Origin of the sequence: Kitasatospora sp. NPDC056783, from assembly GCF_042789895.1 — a bacterium.
Lineage (GTDB): Bacteria > Actinomycetota > Actinomycetes > Streptomycetales > Streptomycetaceae > Kitasatospora.
Genome location: NZ_JBHUAF010000020.1, coordinates 22667 through 45767, shown reverse-complemented (window position 1 = coordinate 45767; position 23101 = coordinate 22667). Strand labels below are relative to the sequence as shown.

Sequence of the window (23101 nt, the reverse complement as noted above, 5' to 3'; positions counted from 1 at the left end):
CGCGGGCGGCGCGACCGGCTAGCTCGGGCGGACCGAGAGGCTGTGGTGGAAGATGTCGCGCGGGTCCCACGCGGCCTTGATCTGCTGCAGCTTGGTGTAGTTGTCCTTGTAGTAGATGGTCGACCAGGGAACCGTCGAGGTGTTCCAGAGCGGGTCCGCGAGGTCCGGGTCGGGCCAGTTGACGTAGTTCCCGTCGGTGACGGTGTTGGGCACCGGCACCCCGCCGGTGCCGGTGTAGACATCCCGGTACAGCTGGCGGAGCCACTGCAGTTGCTGGCCGTCCGCCGCGGGGTCGGACCAGTAGTTGGAGAAGGAGGCGAGCATCACCGAGTCCCGGTGCGCCACCGCGTTCGCCGTCGTGGAGAGGGCGTTGACCTGGCCGCCGAAGGAGAACAGACCCATCAGGCCGGCCGCGTAGGAGTAGGTCGAGTTGGTCATGTACTGGTAGACGGTGCCCAGTTGGGTCGGGGTGAAGCCCTTCTTGTGGTAGGCGCCCTTGGTCTTCGAGCGCAGCTGGAGGGTGGGGATGCCGAAGACGTCGGCCACCTCGGCGGCGCTGGTGGTCGTGGTGTAGAGCCACGGCAGGGTACCGGTCGTGGTGTTCGACGGGGCCGGGACGACGTTCTGGGTGATCGCGGCCGCGAAGGAGGTCAGCTGCTGCTGGGTGCCGCTGACCGTCGGGTCGACCTGGGAGCGGACGACCAGCCCGCCCTTGCCCTGGCGGACCGCGATGAGCGAGGCCCACAGCTGGTTGGCGGCGGCACCGGGGGCGCTGTTCTGCTCGTGCCAGGCACCGAAGTTGGAGACGATCGTGGTGAAGGCCGTCTGGTCGACCTGGGACCAGTCCCAGTACAGCGTGTTGATCATGATCCCGCCCGGGGTGGGCGGCAGCAGCGTGGTCGGGTCGGTGCCGGTGGCGCCGGGCGAGCGCAACCAGAACCGGGTGACGATGCCGAAGTTGCCGCCACCACCGCCGGCGTGCGCCCACCAGAGGTTCCGGTCGGGGTCGGAGGCCGAGTTGGTCGCGATCACCGCCTTCGCCGTACCGGTGGAGTCCACCACGACGACCTCGACCGCGACCAGGTTGTCGGCGACCAGGCCGTACTGGCGCGAGAGCACCCCGTAGCCGCCGCCGGTGATGTGGCCGCCGACGCCGACGGACGGGCAGGAGCCGCCGGGTATCGTCACGCCCCAGCCGAGGTCGAGGGTCCGGTAGACCTGCGAGAGGACCGCACCGCCCTGGACGCAGAAGGCGTTCCTGGCGGTGTCGAAGGTCACCGACCGCATCTCGGACAGGTCGATGACCACCTTGACGTCCGGGTCGTCGACGAAGTTCTCCAGACAGTGCCCGCCGCCGCGCACGGTGACGCGCTTGCCCGCGGCCACCGCCTCGTTGACGGCCTGCACCACCTGGGCCGTACAGCCGACCAGTCGCACGTAGTCGGGATTGCCGGTGAACCGGCGGTTGTAGCCGCGCACCAGCAGGTCCTGGTAGCGCCGGTCCGTGGGTGCCACGGTGACCGGCCCGAAGGCCGGCTGCGCCGTACCGGTAGTGGCGTCCGCCGTGGCCGCCCGGGCCGGCGTGCCCACACCACCCACGCCGCCGCCCACAACGACGCCGGTCGCGGCTGCACCGAGCCCGGCCAGAGTAAAGCGCCGACGAGTCAACTCGGCCATGAAATCCCCCTGTTCCACCAACATTGCGGACGACATCGGACGACAGGTGTTCGAATGTCGCCCCCGCGTGTGGCCAGAATGCTGCCGATGCCACACACCCCGTCAACCGGCCCCCTAAGAACCCCCTATTCCGCGGCTCGGCAGAGCGGATCCGGGGCTTTCTCTGTTTAGCTGCCGAAACGATGTCTCCGCACGTCACACGAGAGTTGGGTTGACATGTCCACCTACTTCATAACCGTGCTGGCCGATGTGCACGAAGGCCGCGAGAAGGATTTCCACGCCTGGTACGAGAACAAGCACATCCCGGAAATCCTCGAAGTCCCGGGAATCGTTTCCGTTCGACGCATGACCCTCAACGAGAACCAGATCGCCGCCGACGAAAGCCATTCCCAGGACCACTACGGCTTCCTCACCCTCATCGAGATCGAGACCGAGGACTTCGACACCACTCTCGACGGCATCAGCAAGCTGGACGGCAGCGAGGTCGCCGACTTCCTGATCCCGGGCCGGATACTCGCCTCCCTGTACCGCGACCCGAAGCTCTACACCCGGCACTGACCGCCCTCGCCACGCCCTGAAACGCGCCACCAACCCAAGTTCCCTGAAGGCGAGTTCGGCGGGCCGCGACTGCCACCGGCAGCCGCGGACCGCCGCATTCCGCGCCACCCTGGCACGCGCCCCGGGGCCGCACGGGTCCGGCCGCGCGGCCTCCCTCCCGGCCGAGGCCGGCACCCCCGTCCTGCTGCCCGGCCACCTGTCGGATGCCGCACGGCGCACCCACACCGGTTCGGCCTCGGCGGCGGGCCATTCGGCCAGCACCCAGCACTCGGCGAGTTCCACGCCCTCGGTGGCATCGCGGATCTCCGTCCGGCGGGAGATCCGCAGGGCCACGAAGCGCGAGTACATGCGCCTGTAGCCGGTGCGGCCCTTGCCCGGACGCGAGCCCTCACGCCACTGCACCGGACGTGCCGCCTTCCGGCCGGCCTCGATGACCAGGGTTTTCAACCGAGCGGGCCGGGTCGGAATACCAGGGCACCGGCGGCCGCCCGTTGTCTCAACTACCCGCCATGACAGAGTCGATGAGTGACAATCAGGTCGCGGTACCAGGCGTAGGACGCCCTCGCGGTGCGGCGCTGGGTGGTGAAGTCGACGTGGACCAGGCCGAAGCGCTGGTGGTAGCCCTCGGCCCATTCGAAGTTGTCGAGGAGGGACCAGGTGTAGTAGCCGCGGATGTCGATGCCTTCGGCGGTGGCGCGGGCGAGGGCGTCGAGGTGGGCGGCCATGAAGTCGATGCGGGGCTGGTCGGGGTCGGTCTCCTCGGTGACGGAGCAGCCGTTCTCGGTGATGGTGAGGGGCGGGAGGGTCTTGCCGTACGACTCGCGCAGGTTGAGGAGGAGTCGGGTGAGGGCCTCGGGGACGACGGGCCAGCCGAAGGCGGTGTGGGGGACGTCGGGGATGTCGACGAGGTCGAAGGGCAGGCCGGGCTGGGTGGGGGCGGCGACGCGGGTGGGGTTGTAGAAGTTGAGGCCGAGGCCGTCGAGGCCGGGGGTGTGGATGAGGTCGAGGTCGCCGTCGCGCACGGCGCCGAAGATGTCGTCGGGGACGCCGAGGGCGGAGAGGTCGGGGTAGCGGCCGAGGAGGACGGGGTCGGTGAACAGGCGGTTGTGGAGGGTGTCGTAGGCCGCGGCGGCGGCGAGGTCGGCGGGTGAGGGGGTGGCCGGTTCGACCGGGGTGAGGTTGTTGGAGAGCATCGCCGCCAGGCCGCGGTCGTGGAGCACCGAGGCGGCCAGGCCGTGGGCGAGGAGCTGGTGGTGGGCGGCCGGGAGGGCCTCGAACATCAGGGTGCGGCCGGGGGCGTGGGTGCCGAGGGCGTAGCCGAAGACGGTGTGGACGAAGGGCTCGTTGAGGGTGATCCAGGCGGGGACGCGGTCGCCGAGGCGGTCGGCCATGACGGTGGCGTAGTCGGCGAAGCGGTACGCGGTGTCGCGGTTCAGCCAGCCGCCGTGGTCTTCGAGGGCCTGCGGGAGGTCCCAGTGGAAGAGGGTGGGCAGCGGGGCGATGCCGGCCTCCAGCAGGGCGTCCACCAGGCGGTCGTAGAAGGCGAGGCCGGCGGGGTTGACGGCGCCGGAACCCGTGGGCAGGACGCGCGGCCAGGCGATGGAGAAGCGGTAGCCGTCGAGGCCGAGGCCCTTCATCAGGGCGATGTCCTCGGGGTACCGGTGGTAGTGGTCGCACGCGACCGCGCCGGTGTGCCCGTCGCGGACGGCGCCGGGCCGGGCGGTGAAGGTGTCCCAGACGGAGGGGCCGCGGCCGTCCTCGCCCACCGCTCCCTCGATCTGGTAGGCGGCGGTGGCGGCACCCCAGCGGAAGTCCGCCGGCAGGTCGAAGCGGTCCGGCATGACGGCCTCCTGACGAGAGACGTGAGGAGAACTCATGTTAGTGACCCGACGCCGAAACGCCAGAGCGGTGCGCCGAGCCTGTCACTGCCAGGGGTAGGCAGGCCGGGGGTAGGCACAGCCGGGTTCTGGCTGATCGACAACGGTCGTACCAGGCTCGGACCATGACAACCGATACGGCTGCCGCCCCGGCCCCGTCCGCCTCCGCCTCCGCCTCCGTCCGCATGACCGGCCGCCAGCTCACCGTCCTGGTGGTCCTGCTCGCCTCCCAGTTCATGATGGCGGCGGACTTCTCGATCCTGAACGTGACGCTGCCCCGGGTCGGTGTGGACCTCGGCTTCACGGCCGGCAACCTGCAGTGGATCACCACGATGTTCGCGCTCTGCGCGGCCGGCTGCACCCTGGTCCTCGGCCGGGTCGGCGACTACCTGGGCCGCCGGCGGATCTTCATCGCCGGCACGGTGCTGCTGACGGTCGCCTCGCTGATCGGCGGCATCGCCACCTCCCCGGCGCTGCTGCTGGCGGCCCGGGCCCTCCAGGGCCTGGCCACCGCGGCGATCACCCCGGCCGCGATGGCGCTGCTCACCACCGCCTTCACCGAGCCCGCGCTGCGCACCAAGGCGCTCGGGCTCAACGGCGTGATGATGAGCTCGGGCTTCACCGTCGGCTCGATCCTCGGCGGCGTCCTCACCGAACTGCTCTCCTGGCGCTGGGCGTTCTTCATCAACATCCCGGTCGCCGTGGCCGCCGTCGTCGTGGTGCCGATCGTGGTCCGGGAGAGCCGCGCCGAGAGCCGTGACCGGATCGACCTGCCGGGCGCCCTGCTGATCACCTCCGGTCTGTTCTCCGGCATCTACGGCATCACCCGGGCCGCCGAGGACGGCCCGGACGCCCTGGCCATCGCCACCCTGGTGGCCGGCGCCGTCCTGCTCGCCGTCTTCTGGGTCGTGGAGGGCCGCACCGAGGACGCCCTGGTGCCGGTGCGCGTCCTGCGCCTGCCGGACATCGCCCTGAGCAACCTCGGCGCGCTGTTCATCTTCGGCGGCGAGACCGCGATGATCTTCTTCACCGGCCTGTACGTCCAGAACGTGCTGGACCGCTCCTCACTGATCGCCGGCCTGGTCCTGCTCGGTGTCGGCGCCGGGCAGATCCTCGGCGGCACCATCGGCCCGAAGGTCGTCGCCAAGGTCTCCCCGCGCGTCCTGCTGGGCACCGCGCTCGCGGGCCAGGGCCTGTTCATGCTGCCCATGGCGTGGATGACGGACGACTCGGCCTGGCTGCTCCCCGTGGTCGTCGCGCAGTTCGCCAACGGCGTCTTCTCGATGCTGGCGATGCTCTCCTTCATGGTGATCGCCACCTCGGCCGTCGACTCCTCGATGCAGGGCATGGCCACCGGCATGGCCACCCAGGCGCAGCAGGTCGGCGTCGCGGTCGGCATCCCGCTGCTGAGCGCGGTGTTCGCCGCGAGCATCGGTGACGGGGGCGGCGCGGCCGACGAGCTGTCGGGCCTCCACCTCGCGCTGTCCGTCGACGCCGGGCTGCTCGTCGTGGCCGGTGTGCTGCTGTGCGCGGCACTGGGCCGTCGCTCCTCGTCGGCCGCGCTCTGATCCGGCCCGATGACCGACCGCTGCCGCCCGGTGGCCATCCTGTCCGGCCCGACGGCCGTCCGACCCCCCGTTCGGCCCCCGTGTGACACTAGGAGCGTGGAAAGACCGGTGAACACCGACCTGGGTAGCTACCTCAAGCGGATGCGTGAGCGGGTCCAGCCGGAGGAGGTCGGGCTCGCGGTGCGCGGTGCGCGCCGGGTGCCCGGCCTGCGGCGCGAGGAGGTGGCGGCGCTCGCCGGGGTGAGCCCCACGTACTACACGCGGCTGGAGCAGTCGCAGACGGCGCACGCCTCGCCCGCCGTCCTGGTCGCGATCGCGCGCGCCCTGGGCCTCGGCCCGGACGAGGAGGAGTACCTGCTGAAGGCGGGCACTCCGGTGACCGAGCGGGAGACGCCGGCCCGGCGGGTCGACCAGATCAGCCCGCACACCCGGATGCTGGTCGACTCCCTCGGGAACGTGGCGGTGGCGGTGCTCAACTACCGCTGCGACATCCTCGGTTGGAACTCGCTCTACCACCGGCTGTTCGCGCCGCACCTGGAGTACGACGCACCGCGGAACGCGGCGGTGCGGCCGAACGTCATCCGGCTGAACTTCCTGGACGACGACGTCCGCGGGCTGTACGTGGACTGGCCGTCGGAGGCCCGGTCGAACGTCTCGTACCTCCGGTTCATCGCCGGCAACCACCGGCACGATCCCCAGCTGGCCGAGCTGATCGGCGAACTGAGCATCGGCAGCGAGGAGTTCGCGAAGCTCTGGGTCAGCCACCGGGTGGCGAACTGCACGGTCGGGACGAAGACCTTCGACCACCCGGGCGTCGGGGAGATCGAGTTGATGTACCAGTCCGCCGACCTGGGCGACGGGAACATCCTGAAGTTCTACCACGCCGAGCCGGACAGCCCGCACGACGCCGCGCTGCGCCTGCTCGCGGTGGACCTCGACCCGGCCCACCGGTTCTGACGGGACACCAGGAAAACCGTCCCGGCGGCGGACGCCGTCCGGCTCGCGGAGCATCACCCGGGCCGCCTGGAGCGCGGTCACGAACAGGGTCGGCCCAACGCCTCCCGGTACCACGGGGCCGCCGCCACGATGCGCGCCAACGGACCGGGCCCCGCAGCGCAGTTGGCGATGCGCCAGATCTCCTCGCTGCGATACCAGTGGTCCCGGGCGACCAGAGCGAACTGACGCTCCGACATCCGGCCGGGGTTCGCCGCGAGCATCCGCAGGCACTGCGCCCACGGCACGTCCGGCCCCGGCGGCGCGGTCAGGACTCCGCACGCGTCCAGCGCGGCCAACAGGTCCCCGACGCGCACCGGTTCGGGATGGCTGGCGTGATGGACGCCGGACGGAACCGCGTGCTCCCCCGTCGCCAGGGCGCCGATCAGGCGGGCCAGGTCGTCACGGTCCACCATGGACAGCCGGGCCGACCCGCCGTCCCAGACCACCGGGACCCGGCGGACCAGTTCGTCCAGCGCGGGCACCACCCACCGGTCGCCCACCCCGGTCACCAGGCCGGGCCGCAGCACGACACCACCGGCGTCCAGCGCGAAGCGCTCGCCGAGGAGCCTGGTGCGGCTGGCCTCCGACACCGGCACGGCCGGCACCCCGGCCACCTCGATGCCCGCGTGCGGCCCCTCGCCGTACACGGCGGCGGTGGACAGGTGGACGATCCGGCCGACGCCGGCCCGCGCGGCCGCGGCCATCAGCGCCTCGGCCCCGCGGACGTTGACCGCCTCGCACTCCTCGGCGCCACCGCTCACCCGGGAGGCGAGGTGGACCAGCACCTCGGCGCCCTCGCACAGCCTGTCCAGCGCCGCACGGTCCGCGAGGCCGCCGGCCACCCAGTCCGCCCGGCCGTCGGCCTCGGGCATCCGGCGGGCCAGCGCGCGCACCCGCGCACCGCCGTCGGCGAGGGTTCGCAGCACGGCGGAGCCGATGAAGCCGGTCGCCCCGGTGAGCGCGACCCGGGTCAGCACGACCGCTCCCGGGACTGCTCGGCGTCCAGCACCAGCCCGTCGCGCACCTCCGGCGTCGCGATGCCGGGCAGCAGGCAGCGCCAGAGGTTGGCGATCCGCTCCGGCAGGTCCACCCGGCCGCTCGCGATCTGCGACATCACCTGCGAACCGGTGAAGCCGGCCACCAGCACCGCGGCGAAGACGCCCTCCTCCGCCTCGGGCAGCAGCTCGCCCGCCGCCCGGGCCGCGGCCAGCTCGACGCGGAAGCACTCGATCCATTCCTGGTAGATCGAATACTCGGACAACCCGGCCTCGCCCTGCTCGACCGCCAGCCGCACACCGGCCCGGAACACCACGTCCCGCTGGAGCTCCCGGGCGAGGTAGAAGGTGAGGTCGACCAACTGCTGGAGGCCCGCGGGCTTCTGCGGAATCCCCTTCAGATGCGCCGCCTGATACATGATCACCGCACGCGCCAGCCCCTCCTTGGACTTGAAGTGGAAGTAGATCGCGCCCTGAGTGGTCGCGGCGCGTTCCGTGATCCGCATGATCGAGCCACCGGCGAAGCCGGATTCGTCGAACACCTCCGCGGCCGCCTCCAGAATGAGCTCGCGAGTACGAACCGCACGCTGCTGCATACCTGCCATTGACGCCTCCCCAGCACCACTTCGAATACACACCCGACACCGGCCTCAACCTTCGTTCGCTATATTCGGCGCCGTCCGCCGTTACGGATGCGCGGCCGAAAGAGCACCAAACGAAGGAAATTGCACTACCATGTCCGATATTGAGACCCGCTCGGAACCGGCCCCCCACCACGCCGTCACCCGAAACCTCGTCCACAAGTCAGACGCGAGCGAGGTCCTCCTCACGACGTGGCGCCGGACCGGACCCGACGCGTTCTCGGTGACCGCACGCTGGCCTGCCGATCGGCCATTCTACCGATCGGCCGACGGCGGCTTCGAGCCCGTACTACTGACCGAGACGGTCCGTCAACTCTTTCCGCTGATCTGCCATGTGGGTTACGACACACCCTTCGACCACCATCTGGTCTGGGAACACTTCCGGTGCGACCCGGACCCTGCGGTGCTGCGCCCCGGTCCCGGACCGGTCACCGTGGAACTGCGCGTGACCTGCTCCGACCTTACCCGCAGGAGAACCGGCCTGGCCGGCATGACGATGGACGTGGACGTCCTACGCGACGGGATACCACTCGCCACGGCCCGTTCCCGGTTCACCGTCCAGTCACCCGCGGTCTACCTCCGGCTGCGCGGCCCGAATTCCGACCGGGCGGTCGCGATGGCGGCCGCACCGCCGGCTCCCGAGGGAATTCCCGCCGTCCGCACCGGCCGCCCGGCCCAGGCCGAAGTAGTGCTTTCCGAAACCCCGCCCGGGGATATCCCGGAACGAATAACGAGCGAAATGTCCGAATTTCCGGGAGAAGGCGCCGCCGGCTGGTGGCTGCGGGTGGACACCGCCCACCCGACGTTCTTCGACCACCCGGTCGACCACGTTCCGGGCATGCTGCTGCTGGAGGCCGCCCGGCAGGCCGCCCACGCGGTGCGGCATCCGCTGCCGGCCCCGGCGGCGACCGTGTCCGCGGTCTTCCACCGGTACGTGGACCTCGACGCCCCCTGCCGCATCACGGCCGGGGTCGAGTCGCCCGCGCTGGTCCGGGTCACCGCCGAGCAGCACGGCCGGACCTGCTTCACCGCGGACGTCGGCACGGCGTGAAGCGGTGCGCCGGCGGGCGGGTGTGCGGACGGGCGGGTGCACCGAGAGGCGGGCAGGCAGGGGGTGATCCGCCCTCGTTGACGGCCTGGCAGTCGACGACGCTCCGGCACCACGGTCCGGACCACCGCCCTCCCGGGATCCCGGTGAGCACGGCTCCCGCCCGGGCCGCCGCGAAACCCGTCCGCCGGATGCCGGCCCGCGGTCATCCGTTTCCGGTGGCCGGAGCGTCCTGGTGGGTATGAAGCGCGAATCGCTCCGCCCGGAGGGCTCCGGATCCGACCCGTTCGACGAGTTCGTCGCGGCCCGGTACCAGCCGCTGCTGCGCGGGGCGTACCTGATCACCGGCAACATCCACGACGCCCGGGACCTCTTGCACGACGCCTTGGCGCAGGTGTACCCGAGACGCTCGACGATCCGCGACACGGGTGCGACCGAGGGGTACGTCCGCCGGACGATGGTCCGCACCCACATATCGCGGTGGCGCCGGACCAGGCGCGAGGTGCTCACCTCCGCGCCGCCGGACGGACCGGCGGTCCAGGACACCGAACGGGACGACGAGTTGGCGACGGCGCTGGCCGGGCTGCCGCCGCGGCAGCGGGCGGCCGTGGTGCTGCGCTACTACCTGGACCTGCCGGTCGCGCAGGTGGCGGAGGAGCTGGGGTGCACGGTGCCCACGGCGAAGACCCACCTGGCGCGCGGGATCAAGGCGCTTCGACAGGAACTGGAACCGGTGAGGGAGTTGGTGGGCCGTGGACGCTGAGGACAGGTTCGAGGAGGAGCTGGTCACCCGACTCGAGAGGCGCGCGGCGAGGGTCACCGGCAGCCCGCCGCCGGCCGGGCTGCGCGAGGCGGGGCAGCGGCGGGCCCGCCGGCGGACCACCGTACGGGTGGTGACGGCGGCGGCCGTGGTCGCCCTCGGCGTGACGGCGCTGACGCGGCTCGCGGGCGGTCTCGGGCCCGGCCGGACCGGAGCCACCGGGCTGAGCGTGGCCGCGGCCAGCCCGAGCGCGGGTGCGACGGCCGGTGCGACGGCCACCCGGTACCTGGCCGTGATGCTGGACTGCGCGAACGGGCCCACGTCGATGCGGACACCGGGCTGGCACCAGCACCCGACCGGGCCGCCGTGGGTGCCTCCGACGCCGGGCCTCCCGTCCCCGGAGGCGCCCACCTCCGGGGCCACCTCGTCCATGGAACCGCCGTCGGGCTACCCGTCATCGGGCTACCCGTCGTCCGGCTACCCGTCGTCGAGCTACTCGTCGTCCGGCTACCCGTCGTCCGGGGGAACCTCACCCGGGGCCACCTCGTCGGCCGCCTCGCCGACCACCTGGTCCCCCCCCTCCGGCACGGCCGCCGAATCACCGTCGGCCTCGGGCGATCCGGTGGAGCTCCGTGCGGCGCGGGCGGGCCAGGCCATCGAGGAACTGGCGATGTCCGACTACGCCGACCGCTACTTCGGCACCTGCCGCGACCGGAACACCGACACGCTCTACGTGATGCGGGTCCCCGGCGGCGATCTGGACACCGCCGTGACCCGCATGGCGGCGGCCGACTGGCCCACGGTGAAGGTGGCGTTCGCCGACGCGGCGGGCTCCCGGAGCCAACTCATGGCCCTCGTGAAGCGGATCACCGCGGACACCGAGGAATGGCGGACCAAGGGCGTGGTGATCGAGGCTGCGACCCTCGCCATCGACGGCGCCGGCGTGGTGGTCGACACCCCGCAGTGGCAGTCCGCCGGGGCGGAGATCAAGGAGAGGTACGGCCCCCTGGTGGCCGAGGTGCGTTAGACCGTCCGGCCGATCCCGCCGGGCGGCGGCCGGGGAAGCCCGACCGCCCGACCGGTGGGTGTCGACGGGCCCGGGCACGGCCCGTCAGGCGGCGGGGAGTCGGGCACGCAGCCAGGCGGGGTCGGGGTTGGTGTACGGCCGGCCGTCGATGACGACGGTCGGGACCGTCTCGTCGCCGTCGTTGGCCGCGCGGACCACCGCCGCCGCCTCCGGGTCGCGCCAGATGTCCACCCAGTGCAGCTGACGGGCCGTCCGGCCCAGCCTCAGGCGCAGCCGCAGGCAGTACTTGCAGCCCGGGCGCCAGTAGACCACCGGCCGGCCGTCGGCCGCGCTGCGGCGCCGGGCCTCCGCCGCCCCGAGCGCCTTCGGGAAGAACAGGGGCGAGTTCATGCCCGCGAGGGCCGCGCACAGCAGCAGGTACAGCCCGGCCGCCACGGGACTCCCACCGAAGGCCAACCCGGCCGCGACGACCACACCGCAGAGGGCGAGCAGCAGCGGCAGCTTCCACACACGCGTCATGGCGGTCCAGGGTATCCGCCGACGCGGCACCGCGCAGCGGCATTCCGGCCACGACGGACGGGGACGCGGAGGACGGGCACGCGGACCGGAACGGGCACGCGGACCGGAACGGGGCGAGCCGCCGGCCCCTACTCCAGGTCCCGCACCCGGCGGATCGAACTGCTCGCCAGGATCGCCGGGCCGGCCAGGCTGCACACCGCCAGCAGGGCCAGCGCCGTCCGCGGCCCCCAGGCCGTGGAGGCGGCGCCCGCCAGCAGCGCGCCGACCGGGATCGCGCCCCAGGAGACGAACCGGACGGTGGCCATCACCCTGGGGAGCAGCTCGGGCGGGGTGTGGGTCTGCCGGTGGGTGCGGGTGACGATGGTGGTGACCACGACGCCCGCCGAGAAGCCCGCGTTGCCGACGGCGAAGACCACCACCCCCCAGCCGGAGCCCGCCAGTGGGAGCAGGAAGGTGAAGAGCGCGGCGACCAGCGCCGACCGGCGCAGGGCGCCGCCGCTGCCGATCCGGGAGGCCACCCGGGGTGTGAGGGCGGCGCCGATCAGGCTGCCCAGGCCGCCGGTGGCCATCAGGGCGCCGACGGCGGCGGGCGGCGCGTCGAGGGTGGTGATCAGGAACACCGGGGTGAGCGTCATCAGCCCGCCGGCGACGAAGTTGACCGCGGTGGCGTCGGCGACGCACGGCCCGATCACCGGGTGCCGGGTGACGAAGTGCCAGCCCTCGCGGATCTGCTCGCGCATGCCGGCTCCGGCCGGGCTCCCGGTCCGCCGTTCGGCGCGCGGCAGGCTGCGCAGCAGTGCGGCCGAGACCAGGTAGCTGACCGTGTCCAGCACCATCGCGGCGGCGCCGCCGACGAGTTGGACCAGCACCCCGCCGAGCGAGGGGCCGGCCAGCTCGGTCGCGGCGCTGCTGCCGGAGAGCAGGCTGTTGCGGGCGGTCAGTTCCTCCTTGGGCACGATCGAGGGCAGGAAGGTGGAGTTGCCGACGTCGAAGACGACGCTCGCCAGACCGACCAGCAGCGCGACCGCCACCAGCTGCGGCAGGCCGAGCACCCCCAGGGCGGCCGCCACCGGCACCGAGGCCACGGCCAGCGCGCGCACCAGGTCCGTCACCACCTGGGTGCCGCGCAGCGGGAGCCGGTGGACCAGGACGCCGGCCGGCAGTCCCACCAGCAGCCAGGCCAGGTAGCCGGCGCCGGTGATCAGGCCGACCTGCCAGGCCGTCGCGTGCAGGGTGACCACGGCGATCAGCGGCAGGGCGACGGTGGTCACCTGGTCGCCGAGGCGGCTGACCAGCGATCCGCTCCAGTAGCGCCAGAACACTCCTGTCCCACGCGCCGGTTCGCGCGCCGCCTCGCGGTCCACCGCGGCCGTCGCCGCTCGCGTCGTCACATCCACCCTCGGTCCCACCCCATCTGTCGCGACCCGCCCACCCGTCCGCGGCGCGCCGGCGGTGTTCTCCGAGCACGCCCGTATCCCCTTCGCGCCGCTCTCCGACGCCGGCCTCCGGCCGGCCGCGGCGCCGCGCCCGCCCGCCCGCCTTCAGGGCCTCGGGCGTCCACCGGCTCAAGCGCCTCACGCTCGCCTTGGACGCCACCCGCACCGTCCGGGGGTCCTCTACCCGGTGATCGACCCGGCAGGCTCGGTGGAGGACGCGATTGGCCTGATCGACCACCTTGCGCGCAGCTGACGACGGCCCCTTCCCTCGTCACCCCGGTGCACCCGGTCAGGATTGTGACGTGACCCTGTCTAGTTCGCTCTCGTCCCGGTGTGATGGGATGACCCTCCACGGGGTGACGTAACGCTGACGGGGGTGCGCGGTGGCACGGAGTGAGTGGCTGCGAGAGCTTGACGAGGACGCGGCAAGTCTGGCGGCGGTGGGGCTGGTGCGCCTGGGCGCGCAGGAGCGGCTCGGCGCCGAGTCCGGGGAACCGGCCTGGATGGGCGGCCTGCGGGCCGCCTCGCTGGCCGACGTCTGGCTGGCCTTCGGCGACGGACCGGCCTCCGGGCTGCGGGTGCCCGCTCCCGCGGTGCTGCGGGCCGTCGCGACCCTGGCCGCGGAGCTGGTCCTGCGCTCCTGCGGGGAGGACGGGCCGACGGCGCTGGGGTGGCTGGGGCAGCGGGCGGCGGAGGCCCGCGAACAGGCGCAGCGCGACGACACCCCGCACCCGGCCGAACCCTGCGCGCTGACCCTGGTGTGGCACGGGGTCCAGGCACTGGCCGCCGGGGACGGGGCGAGCCACGCCCGCCGCATCGACGAGCGCGGCGAGGCGTACGTGCGCGACCACCACCACCGCCAGGACACCCTGGCGCTGGTGCTGTGCTGCACCCGGATCGCCGCGACGGCGCTGGTGGAGCTGTGCGAGGGCGATCCGGAGCGGGTGGACGCCTGGCTGGAACAGGTCGCGGCGCGCTCCATGCCGCGCGACGGCCGGGTGCCGCTGTGGGTGCCCGGGCGGCCCTGGCAGCCGGCCGGCTGAGCGCCCTCGGGATCGGGCCGGGCCGGCTTCCCGGCGACCGGACGGCAGCCGGCCGGCCGGGTCAGGGCACGCCGAGCAGCCGGGCGACCTCCGCCATGGACGGCCCCAGCGGCAGGTCGAGCCGGAGCCCGGCGAGTTCGTCACCCCGGGTCGGCCCCTGGTTGACGATCGCCACCGGCAGCCGCGCCCGGGCGGCCCGGCGGACGAAGCGCAGCCCGGACAGCACGGTCAGCGAGGAGCCCAGGACCACCAACGAGCGCGCCCCGTCGACCAGTTCGTAGCAGCGTTCGACCCGGGGCACGGGAACGTTCTCGCCGAAGAAGACCACGTCGGGCTTGAGCACCCCGCCGCAGTCCGAGCAGGCGGCGACCCGGAAACCGTCCACCAGCCGCCCCGACAGCAGCGCGTCGCCGTCGGGCCGCAGCTCCGCCCCCGGCCGGCGGAAACCCCGGTTGAGCTCCTCCAGCCGCAGGTCGAGCTCGGCCCGGGAGCTCGTGCGGCGGCAGCCGAGACAGACCACCCGGCGCAGCCCGCCGTGCAGTTCGACGGCCTCCCGGGTGCCGGCCGCGTGGTGGAGGCCGTCCACGTTCTGGGTGATGACCGCCGTGACGTGCCCGGACCCGCGCAGCCGCTCCACCGCGTGGTGCCCGGTGTTGGGCCGGGCTCCGGCGATCGCGGGCCAGCCGGTGTGGCTGCGGGCCCAGTAGCGGCGCCGGGCCTCGGCGCTGCCGGTGAACTCCTGGTAGGTCATCGGGGTGCCGGTGCGGCTGCGGCCGGTGGCACCGCGGTAGTCGGGGATGCCCGATTCGGTGGACAGGCCGGCCCCGCTGAGCACCACCGCGCCGCGCCGGTCCAGCAGCCGGGCCAGGGCTTCCAGGGCTTCCGGCCCGGCTCCGCCGCCACGGGCCGGAACGTCCAGGCCGCCAGGGTGTTCGAACGCCTCCATACCGTCGAGGTTAGACCGGCGGCGGCCCGTGGTTCCCCTCCGGGCCGGGCGACCCGGCGTCGGCCCCGACTTCGGTTCGGGCTCCGACTTCGGTTCCGAATCCGGCTTCGGCTCCGACTCCGGCTTCGGCTCCACCGGCGGCGGCGAAGGCCGTGATCCGCTCCAGGGACGGACTCCAGCCCCGGGTGGTGTCCACGACCAGGCAGGGCGCGTCCAGCGCGATCGGCACCCAGCTCTCGATCGGCCGCTCGCCGCGCGCGATGCGGTGCAGCAGTTCGGCGTCCGCGTGGACGGCGCGCTCGGGCGCCTCTGCGGCCCGGCGGGCGATGCGCGCGCGGGCGACCTCGGGGTCGACGGTGCAGCGCACGACGCGCAGCTCGGCCAGGGCGGTGAGCGGTGTCAGGCCGGGGCGCCACAACCGGTCCTGGAAGGCCGACTCCGCCACCAGGTCGGTGCCCGCGCGCAGGTGCTCGCCGAGGGTGCGGAAGAACACCGCCAGCGTCCGGCGGTCCAGGTCGTCGCCGGGGGCCGGGCCGGGTCCGGCGGCGGCCATCCGCTCCTTGATCTCGTCCCGGCAGACCGCCGGACGGCCGAGCGCTTCGGCCAGGGCGTGCGCCAGGGTGGTCTTGCCCGCCCCGGGCGGGCCGCTCACCACGACGAGGCTCGGACGACGGCGCGGGGACGGGGACGGGGGGCGGAGTCCGGTCACGCCGGATGAGTCTGCCCCGGAAGACCGCCGCCCGCCACCTCCCCTGCGGATGGCGGACGGCGGACGGCGGACGGCGGACGGCGGCCAGGTGCCACCGGAATCCCGTTCCAGTGGACCCCCTGCCCGGTAAACCCATCCGAAGCGGAGATGAACACCACCGAACCGCCGCTACAGGAGCAGGTGTTGCCACACCGCCCGCCCGGGTCAGCCCCGGCCCGGGTCCGGCGGCAGCGGCCACCCGGGCGCCCGCCTCGGTCTGCCGGTTGTCCGGGAGGTAGCCGTGGTCATTGTCGTGCCCAGCCATGCGGGAGATTCTCCGCAGCCCCCGTTCCCGGAGCCGTGGCGACGCCCCCCTCGGCACCGTACCGCGCACGCTTGTTGACGGAAAGTCAGCAAGTTCCGTCCATCGCCTTGACGGCGCATGGTCAGGCCTGGAACCTATGGAACCCGGAAACGCCGCGCGCTCCCCGGTTTCCCCACCGCTCGGGAGCCGCCAGAGGTCGTCTTCTCGCCCCTCACCGAGAAAGAGGCTCTTCCATGCGCTTCAGCCGCCACCTCGCCGTCACCGCCGCCGCCGTCTGCGCCGTCACCGCGCTCACGGCGGCCACCGTCCCCGCCTCCGCCGCGCCGGAGCCCCTCGCCGCCGGGCCGGTGCTCACCACCGGAGGCGCGGGCGGCCCGGCCGTCGCGCCGGGCGACACGCTCGCCGCGCCGCTCGCCGCCGGAACCAAGGCCACCTTCTACTCGACCGCGACCAGCACCACCGGCGTCACCTGCGCCACCTCCCAGCTCACCGCCACCACGCTGGGCAACCCGGCCGCGCCGGGCAGCGCGACCGCGTCGCTGACCGGGCTGACCTTCGGCTCGTGCACCGCCAACATCACCGGCGTCACCTCGGTCCGCAGCCTGACGGTCGGCAACCTGCCGTACGGCGTCACCGTCTCCGACGCCCCCGGCCTGCCGGTCACCCTCAGCGGCGGATCCGCCGGGCCGATCCAGGCCACCGCCGTGCTGGACAGCTGGTTCGGCACCATCACCTGCTCCTTCCAGCTGAGCGGCGCCTTCACCGGCAGCGCCGACAACACCGCGCACAGCCTGGCCTTCCGCACCGAGCACTTCGCCAGGAGCGGCGGCTCGGCGCTCTGCCCGGCCGACGGCTACTTCTCGGCGACGTACGGCCCGGTCACCGACGCCAGTCGGACCGGCGGCCCGGCGGTCTACGTCAACTGACCGCCTCCTCCCCCGGGGCGGGCCCGGTGAGCACCGCCGCGTCCGCCCCGGCTCCCGGCCGCGCTCGCTCCCGCCCCGGGCGGCCGGTCACGCCCGGACCACGCCGAACTCCCGGGCGGTGGCCCGGAGTACGGCGATCAGCGCCAGCAGCATCAGCGCGCCGTGGGCCGGCATCGACAGGTACGGCGACACGCCGGGCGCGATGAATTTGAGGTAGCTGCCGAACGAGGAGAGCTGCACCAGCACCGGCAGGTACCAGAGCCGCCCCGGCTGGTGGAAGGCCACCAGCACGCTGAGGATGTCCGCGACGTAGAAGTAGCGTTCGTGCATGGACGGCAGCAGGAACGGCACCGCGATCGCGAAGACGGTGGCCAGCAGCAGCACCCGCTGCCCGGTGAGCCCCGCCGGGTCCTCGGTGCGCCGTACGGCCCGGACCGCCAGCCCGACCAGCGCCAGCACCAGCACACCGGCGACCAGCACGCCCGCCCGGCGCACCACGTCGCTCGCCTCGGACGGCACCGAGACAAACTGGTAGAGCGAGGGCGCGTTGAGCGTGAGGTCCCGGTAGGTCCCCGTCTGGCGGCCGTACACCGTCAGCAGTTGCCAGGGGTCGGCGCCGAGCAGCAGGGCGGGGACATCGAGCGCCAGGTAGGCGGCCGGGACGGCCAGCAGGCTCCGCCACGGCAGCCGCCGGCTCAGGACGACGACCAGCAGCAACGGGAACAGGAAGACCGCCTGGAGCTTGAAGGCCAGGGCGATCCCGAAGAACGCGCAGGCCCACCAGGGCCGTGCGCGTATGAGGTGGTGGACGCCGCCGACCAGGAAGGTGGTGAAGATCGCGTCGGCCTGGGCCCACCACCCGCTGTTGGTGACGACCGTGGGCAGGAACAGCACCGTCACCGCCGCCGCGAACGGCAGCCAGGGCCGGTGCGGCCAGCGCGGCGAGAGGATCCGGTGGGTGTAGTACGCCAGCGCCAGGTCGAAGAGGATCGACAGGCACTTGACACCGGTCATCGCCGGCACCGGCAGGTAGCTGATCCCGGCCATCAGGTACAGGTAGGGGACGTTGTAGTCCGAGAAGCCGCCGCCGCTGAGGGCGTGGAACCCGCCCTGCTCCGCGATGTACCGGGACCACGGGCCGAGGAAGTAGTACCAGTCCGACGACTCGTACTCCAGTAGCAGGGCCCGCACCAGGAGCGCGGACGCCACCGCCGTCACCGCCGCCAGGGCCAGGACCGTCGGGTCGGCCGGGTTCGCGGGTGGCGGCGTGCCGGGGCCCGGCGCGGGCTCCTGGCCGGAGTCTCTGGCATCGGTCTCGGGGCGGTCCGGGAAGCGGGTCATACTCCCGGGACGCCGCACCCGCCGAAGACGGATGACAACGGACCGCGACGATTTTCCGGCGGCCGGCCCCGTGGTGGTCTTCCGGGCGTCGGCGCCGCGCCCGCCGACGCCCCGGGCCGGCGGCGGCTGCCCGCCCGGCCGGGGCGTCGACCGGCGCGCGCTCAGTCGCCGGCGACGGCCGTGAACTCGGCGGTGTGCACCTGGTCGCCGTGCTTGAAGTCCAGGTACAGCCGGTACGGGCCGGCGGTCGGGGCGACGGCGTGGAAGGTGATGTCCGGGCCGGGCGCGGTGGCGCCGTCGCCGGGCTCGCCGTCGGGGTGGACGTGCAGGTAGGCGAGGTCCGCGGCGCGCAGCGCCACCAGGTGGCCGTAGGCGGCGAGATAGGGCTGGAGGTCGGCCACCGGGGCACCGTCACGGGTGACGGTGAAGGTGAGCGGCGCGCCCTCGCCCGCGACCAGCCCGCCGTCCAGGGTGACGGTGTAGCCGCCGGCCTCGGCGGTGGCGGCGGGCTCCGGCAGCGGCCGGGCGGCGCTCTCGCCGGGGAGGGTGAGGTCCACGCCGAGGGTGAGCGGGTCGGCGCCGACGGCCTTGAAGTCCGCGTACGCGTGGTAGACGGCGGGGCCGTCGAACGGGGTCGCCACCCGCCAGATACCGTCGGCGCCCAGCTCGGGGTGGACGTGGCGGTAGCCGGAGAGGTCGGCGCGCACCACGATCAGGTGCAGCAGCGCCTCGTGCTGCGGCTCGTACGCGGTCACGGCCTTGCCGTCGGCGTCGGTGATGCGGAAGGTGAACTCGCCCGCGAGGCCGACGGTCTCCGGCACCAGGGTGAAGCCCTGGGCGGAGGCCGTCAGCCCCTGGGGTGCGCCGTGGTGGCCGTGGTGGCCGTGATGCGCGTGATGCTCCTCGTGCCCGCTGTGCCCCTGGTCGTTCTGATGCGTCGTCATACCGACAACCATGGCCTGCCCGAAGCACGTTGTCCACGGAGAATACGCCCCGTTCACGATACCCCCCACGGGCATTCCGGGCAGGGCGGACCGGTCGGGACGATTCGAAGCGCGAAGGCTCAGGCGCCCGCCTCCCGGTGCCGCCACCGCACCGGGTCCACGGCCCCCGCCGGGCCCGGCGCGGTCCGGGCCGGGGCCCGGTGGCCCGCGGTCGAGAGCACCAGCATCTCGTTCTCCTCGGGCCGGAACTCGTAGGCCACCCGCTCCGTCCGGCTCGGGACCCCGAGGGCCGCCAGTTCCTCGCGCAGCCGGTCCAGCCCCGCGTACCGCTCGCCCGTGTCGTGCGCCACCAGCGGGAAGATCCGCACCTCCCGCCGCGCCACCCGGGCGAGCTCCGCCAGGGCCGCCCGGTGGAACTCCTCGCCGAGCCGGCCGCCGTAGGAGAACAACAGGTGCGAGCTGAGCACCAGGTCGAACGAGTCGTCCGCGAAGGGGAGTCCAGGCAGCGATCCGGCCACGTAGCGGTGCGGGCGGGCGGCGATGTCGGCCCGGAAGGCGCGGGCGTTGGCGGTCCACTGGCGGATCAGGTCGTCCACGTCCGCGTACCAGGACCAGACGTAGCCCTCGGTCTGCCGCACCAGCAGCTCGCGCTTGAAGGCCGTCTCCCGCTCGACCAGCAGGCCCAACTCCTCGCGGTTCTCGGCGTACTGGCGGTCGACGGCCACCGCGTCGATGCCTCGCCGCCCGGCCTCCGCCACGAAGCTCGCCGCGCCGCCCGGGCAGTCCAGGACGCGCTGCTCCAGGTCCCGGTCGTCCAGCGCGAACATCGCCCGGTACTCCGCGAAGGAACGTGCGCTGACCAGCACGGCTCACCCCCTCCCGACGAACGGCATGGTGGTCGGCAGTACCACCAGCGACTGGATGGTGGTGTCCGGCGGCTGCGAGGCCATCAGCACCAGGGCCTCGGTGAAGCGCTCCACCGGAATGGTCGCCTCGACGGCCATCGTCCGGTCCGCCTGCATCGCGGCCGGCTGCGGTCCGCCGTCCACCGGGGCGACGTTGCCGACGTCGATCTGTCCGCAGGAGATGCCGTACGGCCGGCCGTCCAGGGCCAGCACCTTGGTGAGGCCGAGGACGGCGTGCTTGGCCGCCGTGTACGCGATGGACTGCGGGCGCGGAACGTACGCCGAGGGGGCGCCGTTGTTGATGATCCGGCCGCCCGAAGGAGTCTGGGTGCTCATCACCCGGAAGGCCTCGCGGGCGCAGAGGAAGCCGCCGGTGACGATGGTGTCCAGCACCCGGTTCCAGTCCTCGAACGGGGTCTCGGTGATCGGCCGGCGCGGGGCGGCGGCGCCCGCGTTGTTGAACAGCAGGTCCAGCCGGCCGTACCGATCGAGGACGGTGTCGAAGAGCCGGGCGACCTCCTCCGGGCTGCGGATGTCGGTCGGCACCGGCAGCATCCGCGCGGCCCCGGGCCCGGCCAGGGCCACGGTCTCCTCCAACGCGTCCTTGCGGCGCCCGGCGACGACCACCGTCCAGCCGGCCGCCAGCAGCGCCAGTGCCGAGGCCCGGCCGAGGCCACTGCCCCCGCCGGTGACGATCGCCACCCGCCCGTGCGGCTCCACCGCTCCCCCGGGGCTTCCTCCAGCGGTCACAGTTCCCACTCCTCCCCCTCGTTCAGCCAGATCCTCAGCATCCGCCGGGAGTAGCGCCCGGGTTCGTCGACGAACGGGGAACGCCCGTGCAGCACCCGGCTGTTGCGGATGATCAGCAGGTCTCCGGGGCCCATCGGCAGCCCGAAGGCGATCTCCGGCCGGTAGAGCACCTCGTCCAGCACGCCCAGCGCCTCCCATTGACTGTCCGTCAGTTCCGGGCCGCCCCGGTCGGGGGACGACCGGACGGTGCGGGTCTGGTAGTAGCAGCCGATCGTCCCGTCCCTGCGTTCGTAGAGGATCGGGGTGACCACCACCTGCGGTCCGGCCCGTCCGGTCCGGTCGAAGGTCCAGTCCTCGCGGAGCGTGCTCAGCGCGTCCGGCCGCTCCCGCTCGATCAGGTCGTGCACGTGCCGGGCGCTCGCCAGCTTGGTCAATCCGCCACCGTCGAAGGCCGGCTGGAGACAGAGCAGGACCAGCAGGTCGCAGGTGTCGCAGTGGAAGCCGAGTTCGGTGTTGCCGTCGCCGTCCTGGTCCCGCAGCACCGAGGTGAGGTCGCCGCGCCCGTTCTGCGGGACGATCCGGCCGAAGTCCCGCAGCAGGAAGGAGAGCACCTCGGTGATCTCCTGCTCGGGGTGGGACGGGTCCACCAGACCGCTCACATGGGTGATGCCGACCGAGCCGGCGGCCTCCCGGACGAACTCCCGCAGCCGGGCCCGCACCCCCTCGGCCGCGCCCCACCGCCCGGCCCGCGCGTCGGCCCAGAGCAGCCGCCGCTCCCGCTCCGTCGGCCGGAACGACCACAGCTCCCGCCGGGCCTCCAACTCCAGGCTGCTCCAGCCGATTTCGGTCACCGCATTCATGTCGACTCCTCCCTACCGGCCGCCGGCCTCGACGGCCTTCGCCCACAACTCCAGTCCTTCGTCGATCTGTTCGGCCGTGACGACCAGCGCGGGAATCATCCGGACCACGTTGACGTGGATCCCGCACAGCAACAGCAGCAGCCCGTGCCCGGCCGCCGCCTGCTGGACCCGCCGGGCCGCCTCCGGGTCCGGGCTGCCGTCCGGGCGGCAGAACTCACTGGCGGCCATCAGCCCCAGCCCGCGGACGTCGGCGATCCCGGGCGCCCCGGCGGCGACCTCCCGGAGCCCGGCCAGCAGCCGGGTCCCCTGCTCGGCCGCGTTCTCGACCAGCCGCTCCTCGCGCAGCACCTCCAGGGTCGCCAGGGCGGCGGCGCAGGCCACCGGGTTGCCGCCGTAGGTGCCGCCCTGCGAGCCGGGCCAGGCGCGCGCCATCAGCTCGGCGGGCGCGGCGATCGCGGACAGCGGGAAGCCGCTGGCCAGGCCCTTGGCGGTGATCAGCACATCGGGCCGCACCCCCGCCTCGTACTGGTGGGCCCAGAACCGGCCGGTGCGGCCGAAGCCGCTCTGCACCTCGTCCACCACCAGCAGGATGCCGTGCCGGTCGGCGCGCTCGCGCAGCCCCGCCAGGAAGCCGGGCGGGGCCGGCACGTAGCCGCCCTCCCCGAGCACCGGCTCGACGAACAGGGCGGCCGTCTCGGCGGGCGCCGAGACGGTGGCGAGCACCTCGTCCAGTCCGCGCAGGGCGTGCGCCACCGCCTCCTCCTCGGACAGGCCGAGCCGGAAGGCCGCCGGGAACGGCGCCACCGCGACCCCGGGCATCATCGGGCCGACGCCCGCCCGGAACCGGGTGCCGGCCGTGGTGAGCGAGGCCGCGCCCATGGTGCGGCCGTGGAAGGAGCCCTCGAAGACGATCGCGTTCTGCCGTCCGGTCGCCTGCCGGACGAGCCGCAGCGCGGCCTCCACCGCCTCGGTGCCGGCGGTGGCGAAGAACAGCGAGTCCAGACCGGGCGGCAGCACCTCGCCCAGCCGCTCGGTGAGGGTGAGGAGCTGGTCGTGCAGCACGGTGGTGTACTGCCCGTGGATCAGCCGGCCGGCCTGTTCGCGCACGGCCTCGACCACCCTCGGGTGGCAGTGGCCGGTGCTGGTCACCCCCACGCCGGAGGTGAAGTCGAGGTGGCGCCGGCCGTCGGCGTCGTAGAGGTGGAGGCCTTCGCCGCGCACGGCGACGACCGGGGTGGCCTGCTTGAGCACCGGGGAGAGCTGGGACACGG

22 protein-coding genes are annotated in these 23101 nt (G+C 73.3%); 8 read left to right on the top strand and 14 right to left on the bottom strand.

Going from position 1 to position 23101, the window contains the following annotated elements:
* Positions 1-18 precede the first annotated feature (18 nt).
* Positions 19-1677: an FAD-dependent oxidoreductase gene (locus ACFRMQ_RS05660; RefSeq protein WP_380727274.1), complete on the bottom strand. Its 1659-nt coding sequence runs from the start codon at positions 1675-1677 to the stop codon at positions 19-21.
* Between the two features lie 216 nt (positions 1678-1893).
* Here ACFRMQ_RS05660 and ACFRMQ_RS05655 point away from each other — a divergent pair, with 216 nt between their 5' ends.
* A complete protein-coding gene (locus ACFRMQ_RS05655) occupies positions 1894-2235 on the top strand; it encodes a hypothetical protein (protein ID WP_380727272.1) in 342 nt (113 codons plus the stop codon).
* 500 nt (positions 2236-2735) lie between these two features.
* Here ACFRMQ_RS05655 and ACFRMQ_RS05650 read toward each other — a convergent pair whose 3' ends face one another.
* Complete coding sequence (locus ACFRMQ_RS05650) at positions 2736-4076, bottom strand: GH1 family beta-glucosidase (RefSeq protein ID WP_380727270.1); 1341 nt, start codon at positions 4074-4076, stop codon at positions 2736-2738.
* Positions 4077-4237: 161 nt separating this feature from the next.
* Here ACFRMQ_RS05650 and ACFRMQ_RS05645 point away from each other — a divergent pair, with 161 nt between their 5' ends.
* Both ACFRMQ_RS05645 and ACFRMQ_RS05640 read left to right on the top strand, forming a co-directional pair.
* Complete coding sequence (locus tag ACFRMQ_RS05645) at positions 4238-5680, top strand: MFS transporter (protein WP_380727268.1); 1443 nt, start codon at positions 4238-4240, stop codon at positions 5678-5680.
* A 108-nt stretch (positions 5681-5788) separates the two neighbouring features.
* Complete coding sequence (locus ACFRMQ_RS05640) at positions 5789-6637, top strand: helix-turn-helix domain-containing protein (protein WP_380727266.1); 849 nt, start codon at positions 5789-5791, stop codon at positions 6635-6637.
* Between the two features lie 77 nt (positions 6638-6714).
* Here the strand turns inward: ACFRMQ_RS05640 and ACFRMQ_RS05635 are convergent, their stop codons facing one another.
* Together ACFRMQ_RS05635 and ACFRMQ_RS05630 are read right to left on the bottom strand one after the other, a co-directional pair.
* The gene (locus ACFRMQ_RS05635) at positions 6715-7653 is read right to left on the bottom strand and encodes an NAD-dependent epimerase/dehydratase family protein (protein ID WP_380727264.1); all 939 of its coding nucleotides are present in this window, start codon (positions 7651-7653) and stop codon (positions 6715-6717) included.
* Positions 7647-8276 (bottom strand): ScbR family autoregulator-binding transcription factor, encoded by a 630-nt coding sequence (locus ACFRMQ_RS05630; protein WP_380727262.1) that lies wholly within the window; start codon positions 8274-8276, stop codon positions 7647-7649. Before ACFRMQ_RS05630 ends, ACFRMQ_RS05635 begins: the two co-directional genes overlap by 7 nt.
* A 130-nt stretch (positions 8277-8406) precedes the next feature.
* Between ACFRMQ_RS05630 and ACFRMQ_RS05625 the strand changes: the two genes are divergently transcribed.
* From ACFRMQ_RS05625 to ACFRMQ_RS05615, 3 genes are all read left to right on the top strand, one after another.
* Positions 8407-9363, top strand: a complete 957-nt coding sequence (locus ACFRMQ_RS05625; protein ID WP_380727260.1) for a ScbA/BarX family gamma-butyrolactone biosynthesis protein — start codon at positions 8407-8409, stop codon at positions 9361-9363.
* 238 nt (positions 9364-9601) lie between these two features.
* Positions 9602-10123: a SigE family RNA polymerase sigma factor gene (locus ACFRMQ_RS05620; protein WP_380727258.1), complete on the top strand. Its 522-nt coding sequence runs from the start codon at positions 9602-9604 to the stop codon at positions 10121-10123.
* Positions 10113-11147 carry a hypothetical protein gene (locus ACFRMQ_RS05615; RefSeq protein ID WP_380727256.1) on the top strand — a complete coding sequence of 345 codons (1035 nt, stop codon included), beginning with the start codon at positions 10113-10115 and terminating at the stop codon, positions 11145-11147. The genes ACFRMQ_RS05620 and ACFRMQ_RS05615 overlap by 11 nt, the downstream gene beginning before the upstream one ends.
* Before the next feature lie 84 nt (positions 11148-11231).
* On the opposite strand, the gene ACFRMQ_RS05610 is transcribed toward ACFRMQ_RS05615, so the two are convergent.
* Positions 11232-11666: a glutaredoxin domain-containing protein gene (locus ACFRMQ_RS05610; RefSeq protein WP_380727254.1), complete on the bottom strand. Its 435-nt coding sequence runs from the start codon at positions 11664-11666 to the stop codon at positions 11232-11234.
* A 128-nt stretch (positions 11667-11794) separates the two neighbouring features.
* Positions 11795-13057: an MFS transporter gene (locus ACFRMQ_RS05605; protein ID WP_380727252.1), complete on the bottom strand. Its 1263-nt coding sequence runs from the start codon at positions 13055-13057 to the stop codon at positions 11795-11797.
* A gap of 428 nt (positions 13058-13485) precedes the next feature.
* Here ACFRMQ_RS05605 and ACFRMQ_RS05600 point away from each other — a divergent pair, with 428 nt between their 5' ends.
* The gene (locus ACFRMQ_RS05600) at positions 13486-14145 is read left to right on the top strand and encodes a hypothetical protein (RefSeq protein WP_380727250.1); all 660 of its coding nucleotides are present in this window, start codon (positions 13486-13488) and stop codon (positions 14143-14145) included.
* Between the two features lie 61 nt (positions 14146-14206).
* Here ACFRMQ_RS05600 and ACFRMQ_RS05595 read toward each other — a convergent pair whose 3' ends face one another.
* Both ACFRMQ_RS05595 and ACFRMQ_RS05590 read right to left on the bottom strand, forming a co-directional pair.
* On the bottom strand, positions 14207-15091 hold the full coding sequence (locus ACFRMQ_RS05595) for an NAD-dependent protein deacetylase (protein WP_380727248.1): 885 nt from the start codon (positions 15089-15091) through the stop codon (positions 14207-14209).
* Positions 15092-15101: 10 nt separating this feature from the next.
* A complete protein-coding gene (locus ACFRMQ_RS05590; protein WP_380727246.1) occupies positions 15102-15800 on the bottom strand; it encodes an AAA family ATPase in 699 nt (232 codons plus the stop codon).
* 537 nt (positions 15801-16337) lie between these two features.
* Between ACFRMQ_RS05590 and ACFRMQ_RS05585 the strand changes: the two genes are divergently transcribed.
* Positions 16338-17030, top strand: a complete 693-nt coding sequence (locus ACFRMQ_RS05585; protein ID WP_380727244.1) for a Tat pathway signal sequence domain protein — start codon at positions 16338-16340, stop codon at positions 17028-17030.
* A gap of 87 nt (positions 17031-17117) precedes the next feature.
* Here ACFRMQ_RS05585 and ACFRMQ_RS05580 read toward each other — a convergent pair whose 3' ends face one another.
* The 6 genes from ACFRMQ_RS05580 to ACFRMQ_RS05555 form a co-directional block, all read right to left on the bottom strand.
* Complete coding sequence (locus tag ACFRMQ_RS05580; protein WP_380727242.1) at positions 17118-18371, bottom strand: glycosyltransferase 87 family protein; 1254 nt, start codon at positions 18369-18371, stop codon at positions 17118-17120.
* Positions 18372-18532: 161 nt separating this feature from the next.
* Positions 18533-19315, bottom strand: a complete 783-nt coding sequence (locus tag ACFRMQ_RS05575) for a hypothetical protein (protein ID WP_380727239.1) — start codon at positions 19313-19315, stop codon at positions 18533-18535.
* Between the two features lie 119 nt (positions 19316-19434).
* Positions 19435-20181, bottom strand: coding sequence for a methyltransferase domain-containing protein (locus ACFRMQ_RS05570; protein ID WP_380727237.1), 747 nt, complete (start codon positions 20179-20181; stop codon positions 19435-19437).
* 3 nt (positions 20182-20184) lie between these two features.
* Entirely contained in the window at positions 20185-20970 is a 786-nt protein-coding gene (locus ACFRMQ_RS05565) for an SDR family oxidoreductase (protein WP_380727235.1), read from the bottom strand.
* Entirely contained in the window at positions 20967-21830 is an 864-nt protein-coding gene (locus ACFRMQ_RS05560) for a TauD/TfdA family dioxygenase (protein WP_380727233.1), read from the bottom strand. The genes ACFRMQ_RS05565 and ACFRMQ_RS05560 overlap by 4 nt, the downstream gene beginning before the upstream one ends.
* 12 nt (positions 21831-21842) lie before the next feature.
* Positions 21843-23099 carry an aspartate aminotransferase family protein gene (locus ACFRMQ_RS05555; protein WP_380727280.1) on the bottom strand — a complete coding sequence of 419 codons (1257 nt, stop codon included), beginning with the start codon at positions 23097-23099 and terminating at the stop codon, positions 21843-21845.
* Positions 23100-23101: the final 2 nt, after the last annotated feature.

Excerpts from the sequence above, each read along its gene's own strand:
- ACFRMQ_RS05660 (WP_380727274.1), bottom strand. The coding sequence starts at position 1,677 with ATGGCCGAGTTGACTCGTCGGCGCTTTACTCTGGCCGGGCTCGGTGCA.
- ACFRMQ_RS05655 (WP_380727272.1), top strand. The coding sequence starts at position 1,894 with ATGTCCACCTACTTCATAACCGTGCTGGCCGATGTGCACGAAGGCCGC.
- ACFRMQ_RS05650 (WP_380727270.1), bottom strand. The coding sequence starts at position 4,076 with ATGCCGGACCGCTTCGACCTGCCGGCGGACTTCCGCTGGGGTGCCGCC.
- ACFRMQ_RS05645 (WP_380727268.1), top strand. The coding sequence starts at position 4,238 with ATGACAACCGATACGGCTGCCGCCCCGGCCCCGTCCGCCTCCGCCTCC.
- ACFRMQ_RS05630 (WP_380727262.1), bottom strand. The coding sequence starts at position 8,276 with ATGGCAGGTATGCAGCAGCGTGCGGTTCGTACTCGCGAGCTCATTCTG.
- ACFRMQ_RS05625 (WP_380727260.1), top strand. The coding sequence starts at position 8,407 with ATGTCCGATATTGAGACCCGCTCGGAACCGGCCCCCCACCACGCCGTC.
- ACFRMQ_RS05620 (WP_380727258.1), top strand. The coding sequence starts at position 9,602 with ATGAAGCGCGAATCGCTCCGCCCGGAGGGCTCCGGATCCGACCCGTTC.
- ACFRMQ_RS05610 (WP_380727254.1), bottom strand. The coding sequence starts at position 11,666 with ATGACGCGTGTGTGGAAGCTGCCGCTGCTGCTCGCCCTCTGCGGTGTG.
- ACFRMQ_RS05595 (WP_380727248.1), bottom strand. The coding sequence starts at position 15,091 with ATGGAGGCGTTCGAACACCCTGGCGGCCTGGACGTTCCGGCCCGTGGC.
- ACFRMQ_RS05585 (WP_380727244.1), top strand. The coding sequence starts at position 16,338 with ATGCGCTTCAGCCGCCACCTCGCCGTCACCGCCGCCGCCGTCTGCGCC.
- ACFRMQ_RS05580 (WP_380727242.1), bottom strand. The coding sequence starts at position 18,371 with ATGACCCGCTTCCCGGACCGCCCCGAGACCGATGCCAGAGACTCCGGC.
- ACFRMQ_RS05575 (WP_380727239.1), bottom strand. The coding sequence starts at position 19,315 with ATGACGACGCATCAGAACGACCAGGGGCACAGCGGGCACGAGGAGCAT.
- ACFRMQ_RS05560 (WP_380727233.1), bottom strand. The coding sequence starts at position 21,830 with ATGAATGCGGTGACCGAAATCGGCTGGAGCAGCCTGGAGTTGGAGGCC.